Consider the following 17,163-nt stretch of genomic DNA (forward strand, 5'->3'; position numbering starts at 1 on the left):
CCTGTCCGTTTCCTCGACCGCGCCAGCCCTCTCCCTTGAGGGAATTTAGGCAATTTTTATCAAAACGGTTATCAGACGGATCGAATGTTGTCAGGAGGCGTTGGGTGCGACATATTTGCCCTGCCCACAATCAGCTGGACGTCTCTGCAGCCATCGGACAGGCAATCGCAGGAGGCGTTGGGGACCTTCGGCGCCATTGCTTCGCCTAGTTGCCCGCCCCACCCGCGGAGTTCACCCCCACCTATCTCCTCTCCTGCGGGCTTCGCAGGAGACGGGCGAAGCCACCAGCGAGATGTGTTCAACGAGCGGGACATCTGGCTGGGGTGACGATCGGTGGCGCGGTCGCCGGTGCGCTGTTCCTGCTGATCGCCTACGTCGTGGTGTCGGCGTTGCGTCGCCGCTGGCGCGCCGAAGCCTCGTTGCGGGAAAGCGAAGGGCGGTTCCGGGCTGCGTTCGAAACCGCCGCCCACGGCATGGGGCTGATGTCGACGGATGGCCGCTTCCTTAAGATCAACCGCTCGCTGTGCCGCATGGTTGGTTGCAGCGGGGCGGAGTTGCGGGCGGCTGATTTCCAGACCACCCCCCCATCCCGAGGATCTTTACCAAAGGACGCGGCGCCGTCGGAACGTCGGCCTTGTTTCCGTCACGCAACAGCGGCAGCACCGGCTCCCCTCATCAAGGATGACGACGGGTACTCGGTCGAGCAGATCCTTGGCCGCCTTGTCGAGCGGGCGGTCCATAGCGTGCTTGAGGATGCTGCCGATCAGGCTGCCGCCACCGGTCAGCGCCGCCGCGACGTCCAGCGCGGTGCTGGCGGCGATCAGAAACCCGGTCTGGAGCCACGGCACCTGCACCGATCCGGCCGTCCGTCCGGGCAATTGCAATCTGTTATGGAATAGAATGGGCTTCGCTCGATTGCCTTGATTATCTGGGAAGTATCGGCCGATGGTGTTATCTTGTCGTGGTATGAATACGGGAGCCTTTTACCCGCCCTCTAAGCCGGAGCGGATGCCGTGAAATTGTCGGAAATTCTGCCGGTCGCCCACCTGCAAAGGCTTTGCGAGGAATTTACCACCCTGACTGGCGCTGTGACCGCTGTCCTCGATCTCGAGGGAAACATTCTCGTCGCCACCGGTTGGCAGGATATCTGCACGCGGTTCCACCGCGTCCATCCGGGCACCGCGTCCCGGTGCCACGAAAGCGATACCGAGCTGGCAGCCAGCCTCGATCAGGGCCAGCCCTACAACGTCTACAAATGCCGCAACGGCCTGGTCGACGCCGCCATGCCGATCGTCGTCAGGGGCCAGCACGTCGGCAACTTCTTCACCGGGCAGTTTTTCTTCGAGCAGCCCGACGCCGCGGCATTCCTGGCCCAGGCCCGCCAATTCGGCTTCCGTGACGAGGACTATCTTGCGGCCCTGAAGCGGGTTCCGGTTCTTTCGGAAGACCGGGTCCGGCTCATGATGGGCTTCTTCACCCTCGTCACCAACATGATCGCCAGCATGGGCCTCGCCAACGAGGAACTGCGCCTGCAGGGCGAGGAACTGGGTCGCGCCAACACCACCCTGGCGGCCGAGGTGGTCGAGCGCAAGCGCGCCGAGGAGGAACTGCAACGCGCCCACGATGAGTTGGAGGAGCGGGTGCTCGAGCGCACCCGGTCGTTGCGCGACGCCTTGGCCAGGCTGGAGCGCCATCAGGACGAACTGCGCATCGCCAAGGAGACCGCCGAAAGCGCCAATCGGGCCAAGTCCGACTTCCTGTCGTCCATGAGCCACGAACTGCGCACGCCCCTGAACGCCATCCTGGGTTTCGCCCAGATCCTGGACAGCGCCATCTCGGCGCCGCTCGACGACAAGCAGCGCTTCCGCGTTCAGCAGATCATGAAGGGCGGCAACCACCTGCTCAGCCTGATCAACGAGGTGCTCGACCTGGCCCGCATCGAGAGCGGCGTGCTGACGCTGTCGGTCGAACCCATTGAAACCAAGGCGCTGATGGCCGAGGTGCTGGAACTGACCCGCGCCTTCACCACGCGCGGCAACACGACCGTCCACGACTGGACGGTGGCCGACAACGTGGCCGGGCGGGTGCGCGCGGACTACATGCGCCTGAAGCAGGTGCTGCTCAATCTGACCTCCAACGCGGTGAAGTACAATCGCCCCGGCGGCACCGTCCACTTGGCCGCGGAAGCGGGGAGCGGGGGTTCGGTGCGCTTCGTGGTCACCGACGACGGCCCGGGCATCCCGCCTGAGAAGCACTCCCAGATCTTCCAGCCGTTCAACCGCCTGGGCGCCGAAACCACCGAAATCGAGGGCACCGGCGTTGGGTTGACCATTACCAAGCGCATGGTGGAAGCCATGGACGGTCGCATCGGTTTCGACACCGAGGTGGGGCGCGGCACCACCTTCTGGGTGGAGGTGCCCGCCAGCGAGGATCCCATGGCCGCCCCGTCGGAGGCGGTGGAGGACAACGCGCGCGATGTGTTGCGCGTAGCCGCGGCCGGCGCCCCACGCAGGCTGCTCTATGTGGAGGACAATCCGGTCAACCTCCAGCTCATGCGGGATTTGGTGTCCGAGTTGCCCGACTTCACCCTGGCCTCGGCGCCGACCGCAGAGGCCGGCATCGAGGTGGCGGCGGCGACCCAGCCCGACGTCATCGTACTCGACGTCAATCTGCCCGGCATGAACGGCATCGAGGCCTTGGGCCAGCTCAAGGCCAACCCCAGAACCAGCCACATCCCGGTCATCGCCCTGTCCGCCAACGTCAACCCCAGCGTCATCCGCCGGGGATTGGAGGCGGGCTTCCTGCACTACCTCGCCAAGCCGCTCGACATCAACCTGTTCCTGCGCATCGTCGTGGAGATGTGCTCCAGACCGCCGGCCTGAAAGCCGCTGGCGGAGAACGCAGCGGTGCCGCCGCCGAAACCGTCGGTCCCGCCCGCCGGCACCATCGAGGTTGAGTTCGCCACCGCACGTCTGGGGATCAGTGGTGCGGTTGATCCGGTCGTGATCAGCACGGTGGTCGCCGCGCTGATGGGGCAGCCGGCATGATACCCATAGGCGATATCCGTTGTGGCCCGATGCTGGATGCCGTGGGTGCCGGTCGGTGTGCGGGAGGCCAGCTCGCTGATACGCTTGCTGACGGTACTTTTCGATTCGGAGTCGCTCGTGCCCATCGCTGGAGCCAGTTGACGGCCCGATCGTCGGACCATACAGGCGGTGCGCGAAATATTTATCATGAATTTCAATGTGTTATGGCGTCTCTCGGCAATCGAGTGGGAGTAAGGCCCCCTCAAGTCTCTCCCCTGCCCCTGGCTGGGGAGGGCTGGGTGGGGGCTACAAGCCCGCCCGAGGAACGACTTGCCCCCTTCCTGACCTCTCCCAGCGGCGCTGGGAGAGGGACCTGATGTGCCCGAATGAAGCCTTGCCGGGAGCATATCGGCGTTTTCCCTGTTGACCGGTAGGAACCCGGACTGCAACAGAGGGACTTCGTCATGAAACGTTTCAAGCTGATGGCCGCCGCTCTTGCCGCCACCATGTTGCTGGCGGCGTGCAACACCGGAACCCTGGTCGGCGGCGGCGCGGGCGCGGCCGGCGGCTACGCGCTGGGCGGCAAGCGGGGCGCCGTCATCGGCGGCCTCGGTGGCGCCGCGGTGGGTACGGCGCTCGACAACTGACGGACGCACGGCGACCGGACGGAGGGGCGGGGACGGCGCGAGGCGCGGTTCCCGCCCTTCCCGTGTCCGGTCGGATCACTTCTTCTTGGCGCGGCCCTTGGTGCGGCCGCCCTGCAGGCCCAGGCCCGAGGCCTTCGCAAGCTGGGAGCGTGCTTCCGCGTAGTTCGGCGCGGTCATCGGGTATTCGCGCGGCAGACTCCACTTGGCGCGGTATTGGTCCGGCGTCAGGTCGTGGTCGGACGCAAGATGCCGCTTGAGCATCTTCTGCTGCTTGCCGCATTCCAGGCAGGTGATGTAGTCGGGCTTCACCGACTTCTTGATCGGAACCGCGGGGGTCTGCGGCTCGGCAACGGCCGAGTCGCTGGTTTCACTGCCGACGCGGCTGAGCGCCGAGTAGACGCCCTGAATGACCGAAGGAAGGTCGTTCACCGAGACGCTGTTGTTCGCCGCGTACGCTGCGACGATCTGCGCCGTAAGCTGCTGTAGATCCTCTGCCACCTGGGCTCTCCCTGCGTTTATCTCGCCTATCGTGGGGAGCATACATGAATACGCCTGATCGTCCAGTGTTTAGCGTGGTGAAAAAGGCGAATTCATTACACGTTCGTGTATCGACTGCGGCAATCTCCAGTCGAGTCCGAGAACGGTCCGAGTTGAGTTGGTGTCGAATCTTCCGCGCCGCGGACACTCAAGCCGTGGTGGTGCCGATGATTCGCGATGCGGGCAGTACGATGGTGACCGTGGTGCCGAGTCCCGGCGCGCTGTCCAGTTCCACCCGGCCGCCGTGCAGTTCGGCGAAGCGGCGCACGATCGGCAGGCCGAGGCCGATGCCCTCGTGCTGGCGGGCCAGCGAGCGCTCCGCCTGGGTGAAGGGGTTGAAGATGCGGTCGATCATCTCCGGCGCGATGCCGGGCCCGTCGTCGGCGACGCGGATCGCCACGCCGTCGGCGTGCGGACCGGCGCTGAGCGTCACGTGGCCGCCGGAGGGCGTGAACTTGATGGCGTTGTCCAGCAGGTTCAGCAGCATCTCGCGCAGCCGCCGGTGGTCGGCGCGCAGTGTCGTCGGCGGCACCGGCGACAGGGTCAGCGCAATGCCCTTGGGCTGCGCCTTGGCGGACAGCAGGTTGACGCAGGTCGCCAGCAGCGCCGGCAGCCGCACGTCCGATTCCTGGATCTCCACCGATCCGGTCGAGCCGCGCGTGTAGTCGAGGATCTTGTTGACCATGGAGAGCAGGACATTGCCGCTCTCCTCGATCAGCGTGACGTATTCCTTGTAGTCCGGGTGGCCGAGCGGCCCCAGCGATTCCGCCGCCATCACCTCGGCGAAGCCGATGATGGAGTTGAGCGGGGTGCGCAGCTCGTGGCTCATCACCGACAGGAAGTCGAGCTTGGCGCGGTCGGCCTGGCGGGCGGCGGCCAGTGCCTCGGTCAGCTCGGCCGTGCGGTCGGCGACGCGGCGCTCCAGGTCGCGGTTGTGCTGGGCGACCCTCCGGTACAGCGTGCGGATCTGCAGCATGTTGTGCACGCGGTGCAGCAGCTCCCAGGCGATGAACGGCTTCGTCAGGAAGTCGTTGGCGCCCAACTCCAGCGACTTGCGGCGGGTGTCCTGGTCGGTCTGCGCGGTCAGCACCAGCACGGGGACGTAGTCGCCGGCGTAGATCGCCTTCAGGCGCTCCATCAGCTCGAAGCCGCTCATGTGCGGCATGCGGATGTCGAGCAGCAGCAGGTCGAACGCCTGCGCCTCGCACAGCGGCGGCACCTTGCGCGGGTCGGTCTCGCCGCGGACGTTGGTGTAGCCGTCGTGCGCCAGCATCTCGCGCAGCAGCTCGACGTTCGAGGCGTTGTCGTCCACGATCAGGATCGCGGCGTCCCTGATGTCGTCCTGCGCCATGATGAACCGCTGCTGCCCCTCTTCTGTCGGCCGGCGATCAGCCTTGCCAATCGTTCGGGGAAAAGCAATGGGGTTGTGGATGGGCCCCCGTTACGCCTTTTTCTCCCAGGCGCCGCGCTCGTTCTCCTGCCAGTAGGTGAGGCCGTGGCCGGCGGCCTTGCAGGCCTTCCAGCGGTCGCGGGCGGCCATCACGGCCTCCTCGTCGTTGCCGTCGAACAGGTCGCAGACGAGATCGTAGGTTGCAAGGTTCTCGCTGGCCGCGCCGTCGATCTGGAACAGCACGGTGGCGCCGTTGGGGTTCTCGTCCTCCGCCGTCAGCCACACCGGCTGCGCGTCGGCGAATCCGTCGCGCTTCGCGCCGTGCGGCAGGAAGGAGGCCGGATCGTAGGTCCACAGGTGCTGGTTCAGCGCGTCGACGCGCTCCGCCGAGCCGGCGAGCACGACGGCCCGCCAGCCGCGCTCCAGCGTCTTCTCCAGGAGCTTCGGCAGCGCCTGCTCCAGGCTGCGGCGCTGGAGGTGGTAGAAGCGGACTTCGGTCATCGGCCTTTGTCTAGGTGCATGCGGCGGTCCCCCCTCCTAACCTCCCCCCACTTCGCGGGGGGAGGAACAAAAGCCCCCCCGCGTCAGTGGGGGAGGGTTGGGTGGGGGGCCGCTGCCGGCGCTCCCCTCACCCCTCGTGGAAATCGGCCACGAAGCGGTCGAGCAGGCGGACGCCGAACGCGGTGCCGCCCTTCGGCACCGTGCTGGTGTCCTTCTTCGACCACGCCGTGCCGGCGATGTCCAGGTGCGCCCACGGCACGTCGTTGACGAAGCGCTTGAGGAACTGCGCCGCCGTGATGCTGCCGGCGCCCCGGCCGCCGCCGGTGTTCTTCATGTCGGCGGCGTCGGTGTTGATGTCCTTGTCGTAGGCGTCGGCCAGCGGCAGGCGCCACAGCGGCTCGCCCACCGCCTTACCGGCGCCGGTCAGCGCCTCGGCCAGCGCGTCGTCGTTGGCGAACAGGCCGGCGTGCTCGTGGCCCAGCGCGATGATGATGGCGCCGGTCAGCGTCGCCACGTCCACCATCAGCCGCGGCTTGTAGAGATCCTGCGTGTACCACAGGCAGTCGGCCAGCACGAGCCGGCCCTCGGCGTCGGTGTTGACGATCTCGATGGTCTGGCCGGACAGCGAGGCGACGATGTCGCCCGGGCGCTGGGCGGTGCCGGAGGGCATGTTCTCCACCAGACCGACGACGCCCACCGCGTTGACCTTCGCCTTGCGGCCGGCCAGCGCCATCATGGTGCCGATCACCACGGCGGAACCGGCCATGTCCCACTTCATCTCCTCCATGCCGGCGGCCGGCTTGATGGAGATGCCGCCCGAGTCGAAGGTGACGCCCTTGCCGATGAAGGCGACCGGGCGCTTGTCCTGGGCGTCGGGCGCGCCGTTCCAGCGCAGGATCACCACGCGCGGCTCGTGCGCGCTGCCCTGCGCCACGCCGAGCAGTGCGTTCATGCCAAGCTTGCGCAGCTTCTTCTGGTCGAACACCTCGACCTCGAGGCCGAGCGCGGCGAGCTCCTTGCACTTGTCGGCCAGCGTCTCGGGGTAGATGACGTTGGCCGGTTCCGACACCAGGTCGCGGGCGAACAGCACGCCGTCGGCCACCTTGTCCAGCTTGCCGAAGGCGCGCTTGGCGGCCTCCGCCTCGTCGGTCAGCAGGCAGACCTTCTTCAGCGACGGCTTGGCGTCCTTCTTGTCCTTGGTGCGGTACTTGTCGAAGCGGTAGGAGCGCAGCCGGCCGCCGAACGCCATCTCGGCCGCGGCCTCGGCGGGCTTGATGCCGGCCCCCTCGGGCACCTCGACGAAGAGGTGCGCCTCGGTCTCGCCGCTCTTCTCCAGCGCGGCGACGACGGTGCCGCCGGCCGACTGCAGCGTCAGCGGGGCAATGTCCTCCGCCTTGCCCAGGCCCAGCAGCAGCACGCGGCCGGCGTCCAGGTTGGCGGGGGCGAGGACGGCGAGCGTCTCGTCCTTCTTGCCGGTGAAGCGGCTCGCCTCCATGGCGCGCGTCAGCATGCCGCCGGACTTTTGGTCGAGTTCGCGGGCGGCGCGGCCCAGCGTGCGCTCGGCAAGCACGGTGACGACGATGGTGCCGGCCTTCGGCAGGGCCGGCTTGGCGAAGCTGAACTTCATCTCCCCCTCTTTCCTTCAGCGGATGGCCGGCCGAGCGTAAAGGGACTGCACCGGCTGTCAAGCCGCAGAGAGGTTGGCTGCAGAGAGTTGGCCGCACGGGTTGTCTTGGCCGCGGTTCGGGCGTACATAGCGCACCGGTTCCCGTTTCCGGCCGCTGGAGGCCGACCTCATGTATTCGTCCGCGACGCTGTCGCGCTACATCGGCCGGCAGTTCGTCACCTGGTTCGTGCTGCTGCTGCTGGTCTTCCTCGGCATCATCCTGCTGCTCGACGTGGTCGAGCTGCTGCGGCGCGCCGGGTCGAAGCCCAACATCACCTTCGGCTTGGTGATGCAGATGGCGCTGCTCAAGCAGCCGGAGATCGGGCAGCAGGTCTTCCCGTTCGTCATCCTGTTCGCCGGCATGTTCACCTTCTGGCGGCTGACGCGCAGCGCGGAGCTGGTGGTGGCGCGCGCCGTCGGCGTGTCTGCGTGGCAGTTCCTGATGCCGGTGCTGCTGGCCGCGGCGCTGATCGGCGTGATCAAGGTGACGCTGATCAACCCCATCGGCGCGGTGTTCATCGCCAAGTACGACCAGCTGCAGACGCGCTACCTGAAGCAGCGCTCCAGCAGCTTCGACATCTCCAAGTCCGGTCTGTGGCTGCGCCAGCAGCTCGACAGCGAGCAGTATTTCATCCACGCCGAAGCGGTGAACCCGGCGACGCTGGAGCTGAGCAACGTGATCGTCTTCCTGTTCCAGGACGACAAGAACTACGTCGGTCGCATCGACGCGCCGTCGGCGGTGCTGAAGGAGCGCAAGTGGGAGCTGCGCGAGGCGGTCCTCACCCGCCCCAAGCGCGACCCGGAGGACTTGCCCAGCTACACCATCCCCACCGAACTGGACATGGAGCAGATCGAGAGCAGCTTCGCCGCGCCCGAGACCATCTCCTTCTGGGACCTGCCGCGCTTCATCCACACGCTGGAGCTGACCGGATTCCCGGCGACGCGGCACCGGCTGCACTACGCTTCGCTGCTGTCGCAGCCGCTCCTGTACTGCGCCATGGTGCTGTTCGCCGCCGCCTTCTCGCTGCGCCTGCCGCGGCGCGGCGGCACCATGATCATGGTGGCGGGCGGCGTGCTGACGGGATTCGCGCTGTTCATGGCGACCGACATCGTCAAGACGCTGGGCCTGTCGGAGACCATTCCGGTGCCCATGGCCGCCTGGATGCCGGCGGGCATCGCGCTGCTGATCGGCATCAGCGCGCTGCTGCATCTTGAGGATGGCTGAGTCATAGCTCGGCCAAACGAACGATCCCGTTTGCAACTCGGACGGCGGAGCCGTATTAAGGGCCGTTCATCTGGGGAGCGGAAGTCCATGTTCAGTTTGCGTGCCGTCCGGACCGCCCTTGCCGTGGCAAGCGCGTGCGCGGTCGTGGCGCTCGCCCCGGCCGAGAGCGCGGCGCAGAAGGCCAAGGCCCAGCCGGCGCATCCTCCGGCCCAGGGCGGCCAGTCCGCCGGCCAGGTCGGCGAGCGCATCGCCGCGGTGGTCAACGAGGACGCCGTCTCGGTGTCGGACGTCAACGCCCGGCTGCGGCTGATGGTGGTCAGCGCCGGCATGCCGGACAGCGCCGACACGCGCCAGCGCCTGATGCCGCAGGTGCTCCGCCAGCTGGTGGACGAGCGGCTGCAGATCCAGGAGGCCAAGCGCCAGGGCATCACCGTGCCGCAGGCCGACGTGGACAAGGCGATCGAGCAGCTGGCCCAGCAGAACCGCATGGACAAGGCGAAGCTCCTGAAGTTCCTCGCCGACTCCGGCATTCCGCAGGCGACGCTGATCGACCAGGTCCGCGCCCAGCTGTCGTGGCAGCGCGTCATGCAGCGCCGCGTCCGCCAGGAGGTGGCCATCGCCGACGAGGATGTCGACGCCGCCATGCAGCGCGTCAAGGAGAGCATCGGCAAGCCGGAATACCTGGTCGCCGAGATCTTCCTGGCCGTCGACAACCCCGACCAGGACGAGCAGGTGCGCCGCGCCGGCGAGCGCCTGATCGACGAGATCCGCAAGGGCGGCAACTTTGCCGCCGTGGCCCGCCAGTTCTCGCAGTCCACCACCGCCGCCTCCAGCGGCGACCTCGGCTGGGTGCGCCCGGGCGAGCTGGACCCGCAGATCGACGCGGCGCTGGCGCAGCTCCGCCCCGGCCAGCTGTCGCAGCCGGTGCGCACCGCGTCCGGCTACCACATCCTGCTGGTGCGCTCGAAGCGCGCCGTGGGCGGCGAGGAGGAGGTTGCGGCGCCGCAGCCGGTGGTGCAGCGGGTGCAGAAGCCCGACATCGCCAAGGCCAAGGTCAACATGAAGCAGCTCGCCATGCCGGCGTCCGACCCGTCGCAGCTCAAGGCGGTGGCGGCGCAGATGGAGCAGATGCGCAAGTCGATCAAGAGCTGCGCCGACTTCACCGCCAAGGCCAACGCCGTCGGCATGCCCGACGGCGGCGACATGGGCATGCTGCGCGTCAAGGATCTTGCGCCGGGCCTGCAGAACCTGGCGCTGGGCATCCCGCTGGGCCAGCCGAGCCCGGTGATCAACACCCCCGGCGGCTCGCTCATCCTGATCGTCTGCAAGCGCGACGTGCCGATGATCACCGAGACGGTGACCGAGAAGGTCGCCGCCCCGCCCCCGCCGCCGAAGCAGGCCCAGGCGCCGCGCTTGCCGACCCGCGACGAGGTCGAGGGCATGCTGATCCAGGAGCGCGCCGAGCTGGTGGCCCGCCGCTACCTGCGCGACCTGCGCCGCGCCGCGTTCGTGGAGTACCGCGTCTGATGACCGCCCGCCTCCCGTTGGCCGTCACCATGGGTGAGCCGGCGGGGATCGGCGGCGAGATCGTGCTGAAGGCCTGGGCGGAGCGCCGGAACACCGGCGTTCCGCCCTTCGTCGTTCTGGACGACCCGGACCGCCTGACCCGCCTCGCGACCCTGATCGGGTTGGAGGTTCCGGTGCGCGCCGTCGCCGGGCCGGAGGAGGCGGGCGCCGTCTTCGACTCCGCGCTGCCCGTGCTGCCGCTGGTCCTGGCGGCGCCGGTCGAGCCCGGTCGGCCCGACCCGGCCAACGGGGCGGCGGTGATCGCCGGCATCGACCGCGCGGTGGAGCTGGTCCGCGCCGGTCGGGCGTCGGCGGTGGTGACCAACCCGATCCAGAAGTCGGCGCTCTACGCCGCCGGCTTCCGCCACCCCGGCCACACCGAGTACCTGGCGCACCTCGCCGGGATGACCGAGGAGCCGGTGATGATGCTGGCCGGCGGCGGGCTGCGGGTGGTGCCGGTGACCATCCACGTGTCGGTGCGCCAGGCGGTGGAGATGCTCACGGCGGAGGCCATCGTGCATTGCGGCCGTGTGACGGCGGCGGCGCTGGCGCGCGACTTCGGCATCGCGGCGCCACGGCTGGCCGTGGCGGCGCTCAACCCGCACGCGGGCGAGGGCGGCTCCATGGGCCGGGAGGAGATCGAGGTGATCGCGCCGGCGGTCGCCGCGCTGCGCGCCGAGGGCATCGACGCCGCGGGGCCGTGGCCGGCGGACACACTGTTCCACGCCCAGGCGCGCACGCGCTACGACGCGGTGCTGTGCATGTACCACGATCAGGCGCTGATCCCGTTGAAGACGGTGGATTTCGACACCGGGGTCAACGTGACGCTGGGCCTGCCCTTCGTGCGCACCTCGCCGGATCACGGAACCGCGCTGGACCTCGCCGGAACGGGGAGGGCGAGTGCCTCCAGCCTCGTGGCGGCGATGCGGATGGCCGCGGAGATGGCGGCGGCGCGGACGGGGAGTTGAGGGGCTAGAGAAGGTCCTTCAACGTCTTGAACACCGCGTCGAACATCGCCGGTGTCAGGCGTCCGGTGTTGGTGTTCTGCGGGCTGGGGTGATAGCTGTCCACCAGGGTCAGCCGGCCCAGCGCGTGCACCGCGCCGTGGCCGAACGCCGCCCCGCGAAGGCCCAGCGCCCCGAACACCGCGTCGTGCGCCACCCGGCCGAGCGCCAGCGCCACGCGCAATTCCGGACCGGACAGCTCTCCCACGAGGAACGGCCGGCACGCCGCCACCTCCGCCGCGGTCGGCCTGTTCGCCGGTGGCACGCAGCGTACGGCGTTGGTGATGCGCACCATGTCCTCGCCCAGCCCGTGCCGGTCCAGCGCCGCGCGCAGCCAGCGGCCGGAGGCGTCGCCGCGGAACGGCAGCCCCGACCGGTTGCCGCCCTTCAAGGCCGGCGCGAGGCCGACCACAAGAATACGCGCGCAAACGCCGCCCTCGGACGGCACCGGGGCGTTGTGGAAGTCCGGGAAGGCGACGCGGTTTTGCGCGCGGAACGCCGCGAGACGCGGGCACCGCGCGCAGTCGCGGTCGGGCTCGTTACAGCAAGTCGTCGCCGTTGCCGTAGTCCTGCATCGGGCTCTGGGCGTGCGACGGGCTCTGCTGGACGTTGCCTCCACCCATGCCGCCATGCTGCGGCGGCTCGCGGTGGTGGTGGACGCGGGCGATCGAGCCGGCGAGATCCTGCAGCTCGATGAAGTTGTCGGCCTGCCGGCGCAGCTCGTCCGCCACCATCGGCGGCTGCGAGCGCACGGTGGAGATCACGCTGACGCGCACGCCCTTGCGCTGCACCGCCTCGACCAGCCGGCGGAAGTCGCCGTCGCCGGAGAACAGCAGGATGTGGTCCACGCGCTCGGCCATCTCCATCACGTCGATGGCCAGCTCGATGTCCATGTTGCCCTTGATCTTGCGGCGGCCGGACGCGTCGGTGAACTCCTTGGTCGGCTTCGTCACCATCGTGTAGCCGTTGTAGTCCAGCCAGTCGACCAGCGGCCGGATCGGCGAATACTCCTGGTCCTCGACCAAAGCCGTGTAGTAGAAGGCGCGTACTAGACGCCCTTCTGCAGCAAAGCCGTCCCGCAATCTCTTGTAATCTATGTCGAATCCAAGAGCTCTGGCGGCGGCGTAGAGGTTGGCGCCGTCGATGAACATAGCCAAGCGTTCTTCCTTATAGAACAGCCGGCTCAATTCTTTTGGCAATGTGGCTGAGCGATCCAATGTCCTTGTCCTTCTACAAGCAATGATGGAAATATTTGTGAACCACCGTAATGCAATACGGCAGTCTGTAAAATAGGCGGATTGTCCAGGCGCGACAAGGGCGCAACGGGACGTCCTGCGGACGGGGGACCCGCACGTCCGACGGGTGGCGGATGGAGGATGGCGCAGGGGGAGTCTTGCCGCTTGCATGGGCGCAGCGCGGTCAATATATTCAACCCCTCCCAGGACTCCGGAGTTGGTTTGGCATGGCCCGCGTTACCGTCGAAGATTGCGTTCTCAAGGTTCCCAACCGGTTCGAGCTGGTGATGATGGCCGCCCAGCGCGCCCGCGAGGTCGCCTCGGGCGCTCCGCTGTCCATCGACCGCGACAACGACAAGAACCCGGTCGTGGCTCTGCGCGAGATCGCCGACGAGACGGTCGTGCTGGAGCACCTGAAGAATTCCCTGATCAAGGGCCACCAGAAGCACGTCGAGCCCGACGAGCCCGAGGAGGAGATCGTCGAGCTGATGGCCGGCGAGCATGACTGGGCCCGCGGCGCCGACAACTCGCTGGACGGCGACGACGCCATGGGCGAGGGCGAGGAGCTGGGCGAGGACGACGACCTGGCCGCCGACATGGACGCGGACCCGGCCAAGGCCTTCGGCATGACCGAGGACGACGTGGTGGGCCGCGACGGCGAGGGCGACTTCTGATCCAGCGCGGGCGCACGGGTGGCCGTTCGCGCCACCCGCATCCATATATCCAGATATTTCAACCGTTAGGGCGCGGATGGCGCCGGGTCGGGTGGCATGATCCGGCAATATGAACTCGTTGAGCGGGTGAGGGCCTACGATCCGTCGGCCGACGAGGACCTGCTGAACCGCGCCTACGTCTTCTCCATGAAAGCGCACGGGTCGCAGACCCGCGCCTCGGGCGACCCGTACTTCTCGCACCCGCTGGAAGTCGCCGGCATCCTCACCAACCTGAAGCTCGACACCGCCACCATCGTGACGGCGCTGCTGCACGACACGGTCGAGGACACGGTCGCCACCCAGGACGACATCGAACGCCTGTTCGGCCGCGAGATCGGCCGGCTGGTGGACGGCGTGACCAAGCTGTCGCGCCTGGAGATGCAGAGCGAGCAGGCCAAGCAGGCGGAGAACTTCCGCAAGCTGGTGCTGGCGATGTCCGAGGACATCCGCGTGTTGCTGGTCAAGCTGGCCGACCGGCTGCACAACATGCGCACGCTCCACCACATCAAGAACCCGGACAAGCGCAAGCGCATCGCCCGCGAGACGCTGGAGATCTACGCGCCGCTGGCCGAGCGCATCGGCATGCACCAGGTGAAGGACGAGCTGGAAGACCTCGCCTTCGCCCAGCTGAACGCGGAGGGCCGCGACTCGATCCTGGCGCAGCTCTCGCGCCTGCGCTCGGAGGGCGAGGACCGCGTCCAGCGCATCATCGACGAGCTCGGCAAGGTGCTGCGGGACGACGGCGTCGAGGACGCCCAGATCAGCGGGCGCGAGAAGACGCCCTACTCGATCTGGCGCAAGCTGCAGCAGAAGAACGTCAGCTTCGAGCAGCTCTCCGACATCATGGCGTTCCGCATCATCGTCGGGAACGTCGGCGAGTGCTATCAGGCGCTGGGCATCATCCACAGCCGCTATCCGGTGGTGCCGGGCCGTTTCAAGGACTACATCTCGACGCCGAAGCCGAACGGCTACAAGAGCCTGCACACCGGCGTCATCGGCCCGCAGCGCAACCGCATCGAAGTGCAGATCCGCACCAAGGACATGCACGAGGTGTGCGAGCTGGGCGTCGCCGCCCACTGGGCCTACAAGCAGGGTCAGCCGCGCGCCGGGGCGCGTGAGTACCGCTGGCTGCGCGAACTGCTCGACATCCTGGAGCACGCCACCAAGCCCGAGGAGTTCCTGGAGCACACCAAGCTGGAGCTGTTCCAGGACCAGGTGTTCTGCTTCACGCCCAAAGGCGACCTGATCGCGCTGCCGCGCGGGGCCACGCCGGTGGATTTCGCCTACGCCGTGCACTCCGAGGTCGGCGACCACTGCGTCGGCGCCAAGATCAACGGGCGCATGCTGCCGTTGCGCACCCAGCTGCAGAACGGCGATCAGGTCGACATCATCACCTCCAAGGCGCAGACGCCGGTGCCGGGTTGGGAGCGCTTCGTCGTCACCGGCAAGGCGCGCGCCCGCATCCGCAAGTTCCTGCGCACCCAGCAGCGCTCGCAGTACATCGAACTCGGCCGCGCCATCCTGCAGCGGCAGTTCCGCCAGGAAGGCTACGACTACGGCGAGAAAGCGCTGGAGGGCGTCCTCAAGATCTTCCAGCAGCCCAGCGTGGACGATCTGCTGGCCGCCGTCGGGTCGGGCCTGCATTCGGGGCGCGAGGTCTTCCACGCCGTCTTCCCCGGCCACAAGCCGCACGCGCTGGCGCAGCAGACGGTGCAGCTCAAGGACGGCGACGACAAGGCCGCGGCGCTGATCGCCAAGCCCAAGCCGAAGCCGAAGGGCCGCGAGGCGCCGCTGCCGATCCGCGGGTTGATCCCCGGCATGGCGGTGCACTACGCGCGCTGCTGCCATCCGCTGCCGGGCGACCGCATCGTCGGCATCGTCACCACCGGCAAGGGCGTGACCATCCACACCATCGACTGCGAGACGCTGGAGAGCTTCAACGACTCGCCGGAGCGCTGGATCGACGTCGCCTGGGACGTCGGCCCCGACAGCCCGGAGGAGCACGTCGGCCGCATCCACCTGGTGGTCGCCAACGAGCCGGGCAGCCTGGGCAGCCTGTCCACGGTGATCGGCAAGAACGGCGGCAACATCACCAACCTGAAGATCACCAACCGCAACACCGACTTCTTCGAGCTGATCATCGACATCGACGTCAAGGACGCCAAGCACCTGACCAACATCATGGCGGCGTTGCGGGCCACGCCGGTGATCAACGCGGTGGACCGCGCGCGGGGGCGGTAGGGAGGGGGCTTTCATCCCTCGTTCGTTCGGGGCATAGTGCGCCGCACAATTCGCTGCGGGCCCCTCGATGCTCTCCACCCTGCTCCTGATCGTCGCCGCGTACGCGGCCGGCGTGGTCAACGCCGTTGCCGGCGGCGGCAGCTTCCTGACCTTTCCGGCGCTGGTGTTCGCCGGGGTGCCGCCGGTCGCCGCCAACGCCACCAGCACCGTCGCCGTGTGCCCCGGCGCGCTGGCCGGCGCCTACGGGTACCGGAACGAGCTGAGCAAGCTGACCGAGATCGATCTGCCGGCCTTCATCGGCATCAGCCTGGTCGGCGGGCTGCTGGGGGCGCTGCTGCTGCTGTGGACGCCGGACGCCACCTTTGCCGTCCTCATTCCGTGGCTGTTGCTGTTCGCCACCGCGCTCTTCGCCGCCGGGCCGAAACTGGCGGCCTGCATCCGCCGAAAGACGCGCCTGGGGCCGGTCGGCGTGCTGGTCGTGCAGTTCTTCATCGCCGTCTACGGCGGCTATTTCGGCGGCGGCATCGGCATCCTGATGCTGGCGACCTTCGGCGTCTTCGGCCTGCGCGATATCCACGCCATGAACGGGCTGAAGTCGCTGCTGTCGGGCTGTCTGAACGCCATCGCGGTGGTCGCCTTCGTCGCCGGCGGGGCCGTGTACTGGACCGAGGCGCTGATCATGCTGGTGGCCTGCGTGGCCGGCGGCTATTCCGGCGCCCGCATCGCCCGGCGCATCCCGCCGGCCTACCTGCGCAAGTTCATCATCCTCGTCGGCTCGGCCATGACGGTGTATTTCTTCCTGACCAAATAACGGGAGGAAACGCATGACCGAGACCGTCTTCAGCCGGATCATCGCCGGGGAGATCCCCTGCGCCAAAGTCTACGAGGACGAGCACAGCTTCGCCTTCATGGATGCCGGGCAGGTCAATCCCGGCCACGTGCTGGTGGTCGCGAAGCGCCCGGCCGAGACCATCCTCGACCTGACCGAGGATGAGGCGGCGGCGCTGTTCCGCACCGCGCACAAGGTCGCCCGCGCCGTGCAGGCGGCGTTCGAGCCTGCCGGACTCACCATCCTCCAGGCGAACCGGCCGGCCGGCTGGCAGACGGTGCCGCACGTCCACCTGCACGTGCTGCCGCGCCACGAGGGCGATGGCGTCGGCCTGGAATGGCCGCGCAAGGGGCCGCCGCTCGACACGCTGAAAGAACTGGCAGCACGTATCCAAGTAAAGTAGTAGGACACTGCCCGCCTGCGACCAAATGGCATATGTTGGGCGTCTAGGCAAACCAGTTCGCGTTGTGTATCAACCTGTCCGCGCGCGATGGATGCAGATCTGCGCCCGGATAGACGGCATTTTTCTTAATTTCAGAGAAAAATAGCCGAAAAAGCATCCGTCCGCGTCACGAAGAACACG

At 67.8% G+C, this 17,163-nt stretch carries 17 protein-coding genes; 11 read left to right on the forward strand and 6 right to left on the reverse strand.

Translation table 11 applies throughout. The features are described from left to right. The first annotated feature begins 323 nt into the window (after positions 1–323). The 4 genes from ACRWK7_RS26935 to ACRWK7_RS26950 all read left to right on the forward strand — a co-directional run bounded on the left by ACRWK7_RS26935 (position 324) and on the right by ACRWK7_RS26950 (position 3,673). The gene (locus tag ACRWK7_RS26935) at positions 324–899 is read left to right on the forward strand and encodes a PAS domain S-box protein (protein WP_431859561.1); all 576 of its coding nucleotides are present in this window, start codon (positions 324–326) and stop codon (positions 897–899) included. Between the two features lie 114 nt (positions 900–1,013). Then, positions 1,014–2,882, forward strand: coding sequence for a PocR ligand-binding domain-containing protein (locus ACRWK7_RS26940; protein ID WP_431859563.1), 1,869 nt, complete (start codon positions 1,014–1,016; stop codon positions 2,880–2,882). A gap of 24 nt (positions 2,883–2,906) precedes the next feature. Further along, positions 2,907–3,047, forward strand: coding sequence for a hypothetical protein (locus ACRWK7_RS26945; RefSeq protein WP_431859565.1), 141 nt, complete (start codon positions 2,907–2,909; stop codon positions 3,045–3,047). Between the two features lie 443 nt (positions 3,048–3,490). Continuing rightward, positions 3,491–3,673 (forward strand): hypothetical protein, encoded by a 183-nt coding sequence (locus ACRWK7_RS26950; protein ID WP_431859567.1) that lies wholly within the window; start codon positions 3,491–3,493, stop codon positions 3,671–3,673. A gap of 75 nt (positions 3,674–3,748) precedes the next feature. On the opposite strand, the gene ACRWK7_RS26955 is transcribed toward ACRWK7_RS26950, so the two are convergent. From ACRWK7_RS26955 to ACRWK7_RS26970, 4 genes are all read right to left on the reverse strand, one after another. Then, positions 3,749–4,171, reverse strand: a complete 423-nt coding sequence (locus ACRWK7_RS26955) for a MucR family transcriptional regulator (RefSeq protein ID WP_431859569.1) — start codon at positions 4,169–4,171, stop codon at positions 3,749–3,751. Between the two features lie 187 nt (positions 4,172–4,358). Then, positions 4,359–5,561: an ATP-binding response regulator gene (locus tag ACRWK7_RS26960; RefSeq protein ID WP_431859571.1), complete on the reverse strand. Its 1,203-nt coding sequence runs from the start codon at positions 5,559–5,561 to the stop codon at positions 4,359–4,361. A gap of 90 nt (positions 5,562–5,651) precedes the next feature. Next, positions 5,652–6,101 carry a DNA polymerase III subunit chi gene (locus ACRWK7_RS26965; RefSeq protein WP_431859573.1) on the reverse strand — a complete coding sequence of 150 codons (450 nt, stop codon included), beginning with the start codon at positions 6,099–6,101 and terminating at the stop codon, positions 5,652–5,654. A 127-nt stretch (positions 6,102–6,228) separates the two neighbouring features. Further along, positions 6,229–7,728 carry a leucyl aminopeptidase gene (locus ACRWK7_RS26970; protein ID WP_431859574.1) on the reverse strand — a complete coding sequence of 500 codons (1,500 nt, stop codon included), beginning with the start codon at positions 7,726–7,728 and terminating at the stop codon, positions 6,229–6,231. Between the two features lie 169 nt (positions 7,729–7,897). Between ACRWK7_RS26970 and lptG the strand changes: the two genes are divergently transcribed. The 3 genes from lptG (at position 7,898) to pdxA (ending at position 11,526) form a co-directional block, all read left to right on the forward strand. After that, positions 7,898–8,992: an LPS export ABC transporter permease LptG gene (gene lptG / locus ACRWK7_RS26975; protein WP_431859576.1), complete on the forward strand. Its 1,095-nt coding sequence runs from the start codon at positions 7,898–7,900 to the stop codon at positions 8,990–8,992. A gap of 87 nt (positions 8,993–9,079) precedes the next feature. After that, positions 9,080–10,519, forward strand: a complete 1,440-nt coding sequence (locus ACRWK7_RS26980; RefSeq protein WP_431859578.1) for a peptidylprolyl isomerase — start codon at positions 9,080–9,082, stop codon at positions 10,517–10,519. Continuing rightward, entirely contained in the window at positions 10,519–11,526 is a 1,008-nt protein-coding gene (gene pdxA, locus ACRWK7_RS26985) for a 4-hydroxythreonine-4-phosphate dehydrogenase PdxA (protein WP_431859580.1), read from the forward strand. Before ACRWK7_RS26980 ends, pdxA begins: the two co-directional genes overlap by 1 nt. 4 nt (positions 11,527–11,530) lie before the next feature. Here pdxA and ACRWK7_RS26990 read toward each other — a convergent pair whose 3' ends face one another. Continuing rightward, positions 11,531–12,193, reverse strand: coding sequence for a uracil-DNA glycosylase family protein (locus ACRWK7_RS26990; protein ID WP_431859582.1), 663 nt, complete (start codon positions 12,191–12,193; stop codon positions 11,531–11,533). Continuing rightward, the gene (locus ACRWK7_RS26995) at positions 12,102–12,713 is read right to left on the reverse strand and encodes an NYN domain-containing protein (RefSeq protein ID WP_431859706.1); all 612 of its coding nucleotides are present in this window, start codon (positions 12,711–12,713) and stop codon (positions 12,102–12,104) included. Before ACRWK7_RS26995 ends, ACRWK7_RS26990 begins: the two co-directional genes overlap by 92 nt. A gap of 311 nt (positions 12,714–13,024) precedes the next feature. Here ACRWK7_RS26995 and rpoZ point away from each other — a divergent pair, with 311 nt between their 5' ends. The 4 genes from rpoZ (at position 13,025) to ACRWK7_RS27015 (ending at position 16,983) form a co-directional block, all read left to right on the forward strand. Next, positions 13,025–13,471, forward strand: coding sequence for a DNA-directed RNA polymerase subunit omega (gene rpoZ / locus ACRWK7_RS27000; RefSeq protein ID WP_431859584.1), 447 nt, complete (start codon positions 13,025–13,027; stop codon positions 13,469–13,471). A gap of 96 nt (positions 13,472–13,567) precedes the next feature. After that, positions 13,568–15,751 carry a RelA/SpoT family protein gene (locus ACRWK7_RS27005; RefSeq protein ID WP_431859586.1) on the forward strand — a complete coding sequence of 728 codons (2,184 nt, stop codon included), beginning with the start codon at positions 13,568–13,570 and terminating at the stop codon, positions 15,749–15,751. Positions 15,752–15,818: 67 nt separating this feature from the next. Beyond that, positions 15,819–16,562, forward strand: coding sequence for a sulfite exporter TauE/SafE family protein (locus tag ACRWK7_RS27010; RefSeq protein WP_431859588.1), 744 nt, complete (start codon positions 15,819–15,821; stop codon positions 16,560–16,562). A gap of 13 nt (positions 16,563–16,575) precedes the next feature. Continuing rightward, positions 16,576–16,983: an HIT family protein gene (locus ACRWK7_RS27015; protein ID WP_431859590.1), complete on the forward strand. Its 408-nt coding sequence runs from the start codon at positions 16,576–16,578 to the stop codon at positions 16,981–16,983. Positions 16,984–17,163: the final 180 nt, after the last annotated feature.

It is taken from the genome of Azospirillum sp., assembly GCF_050789165.1.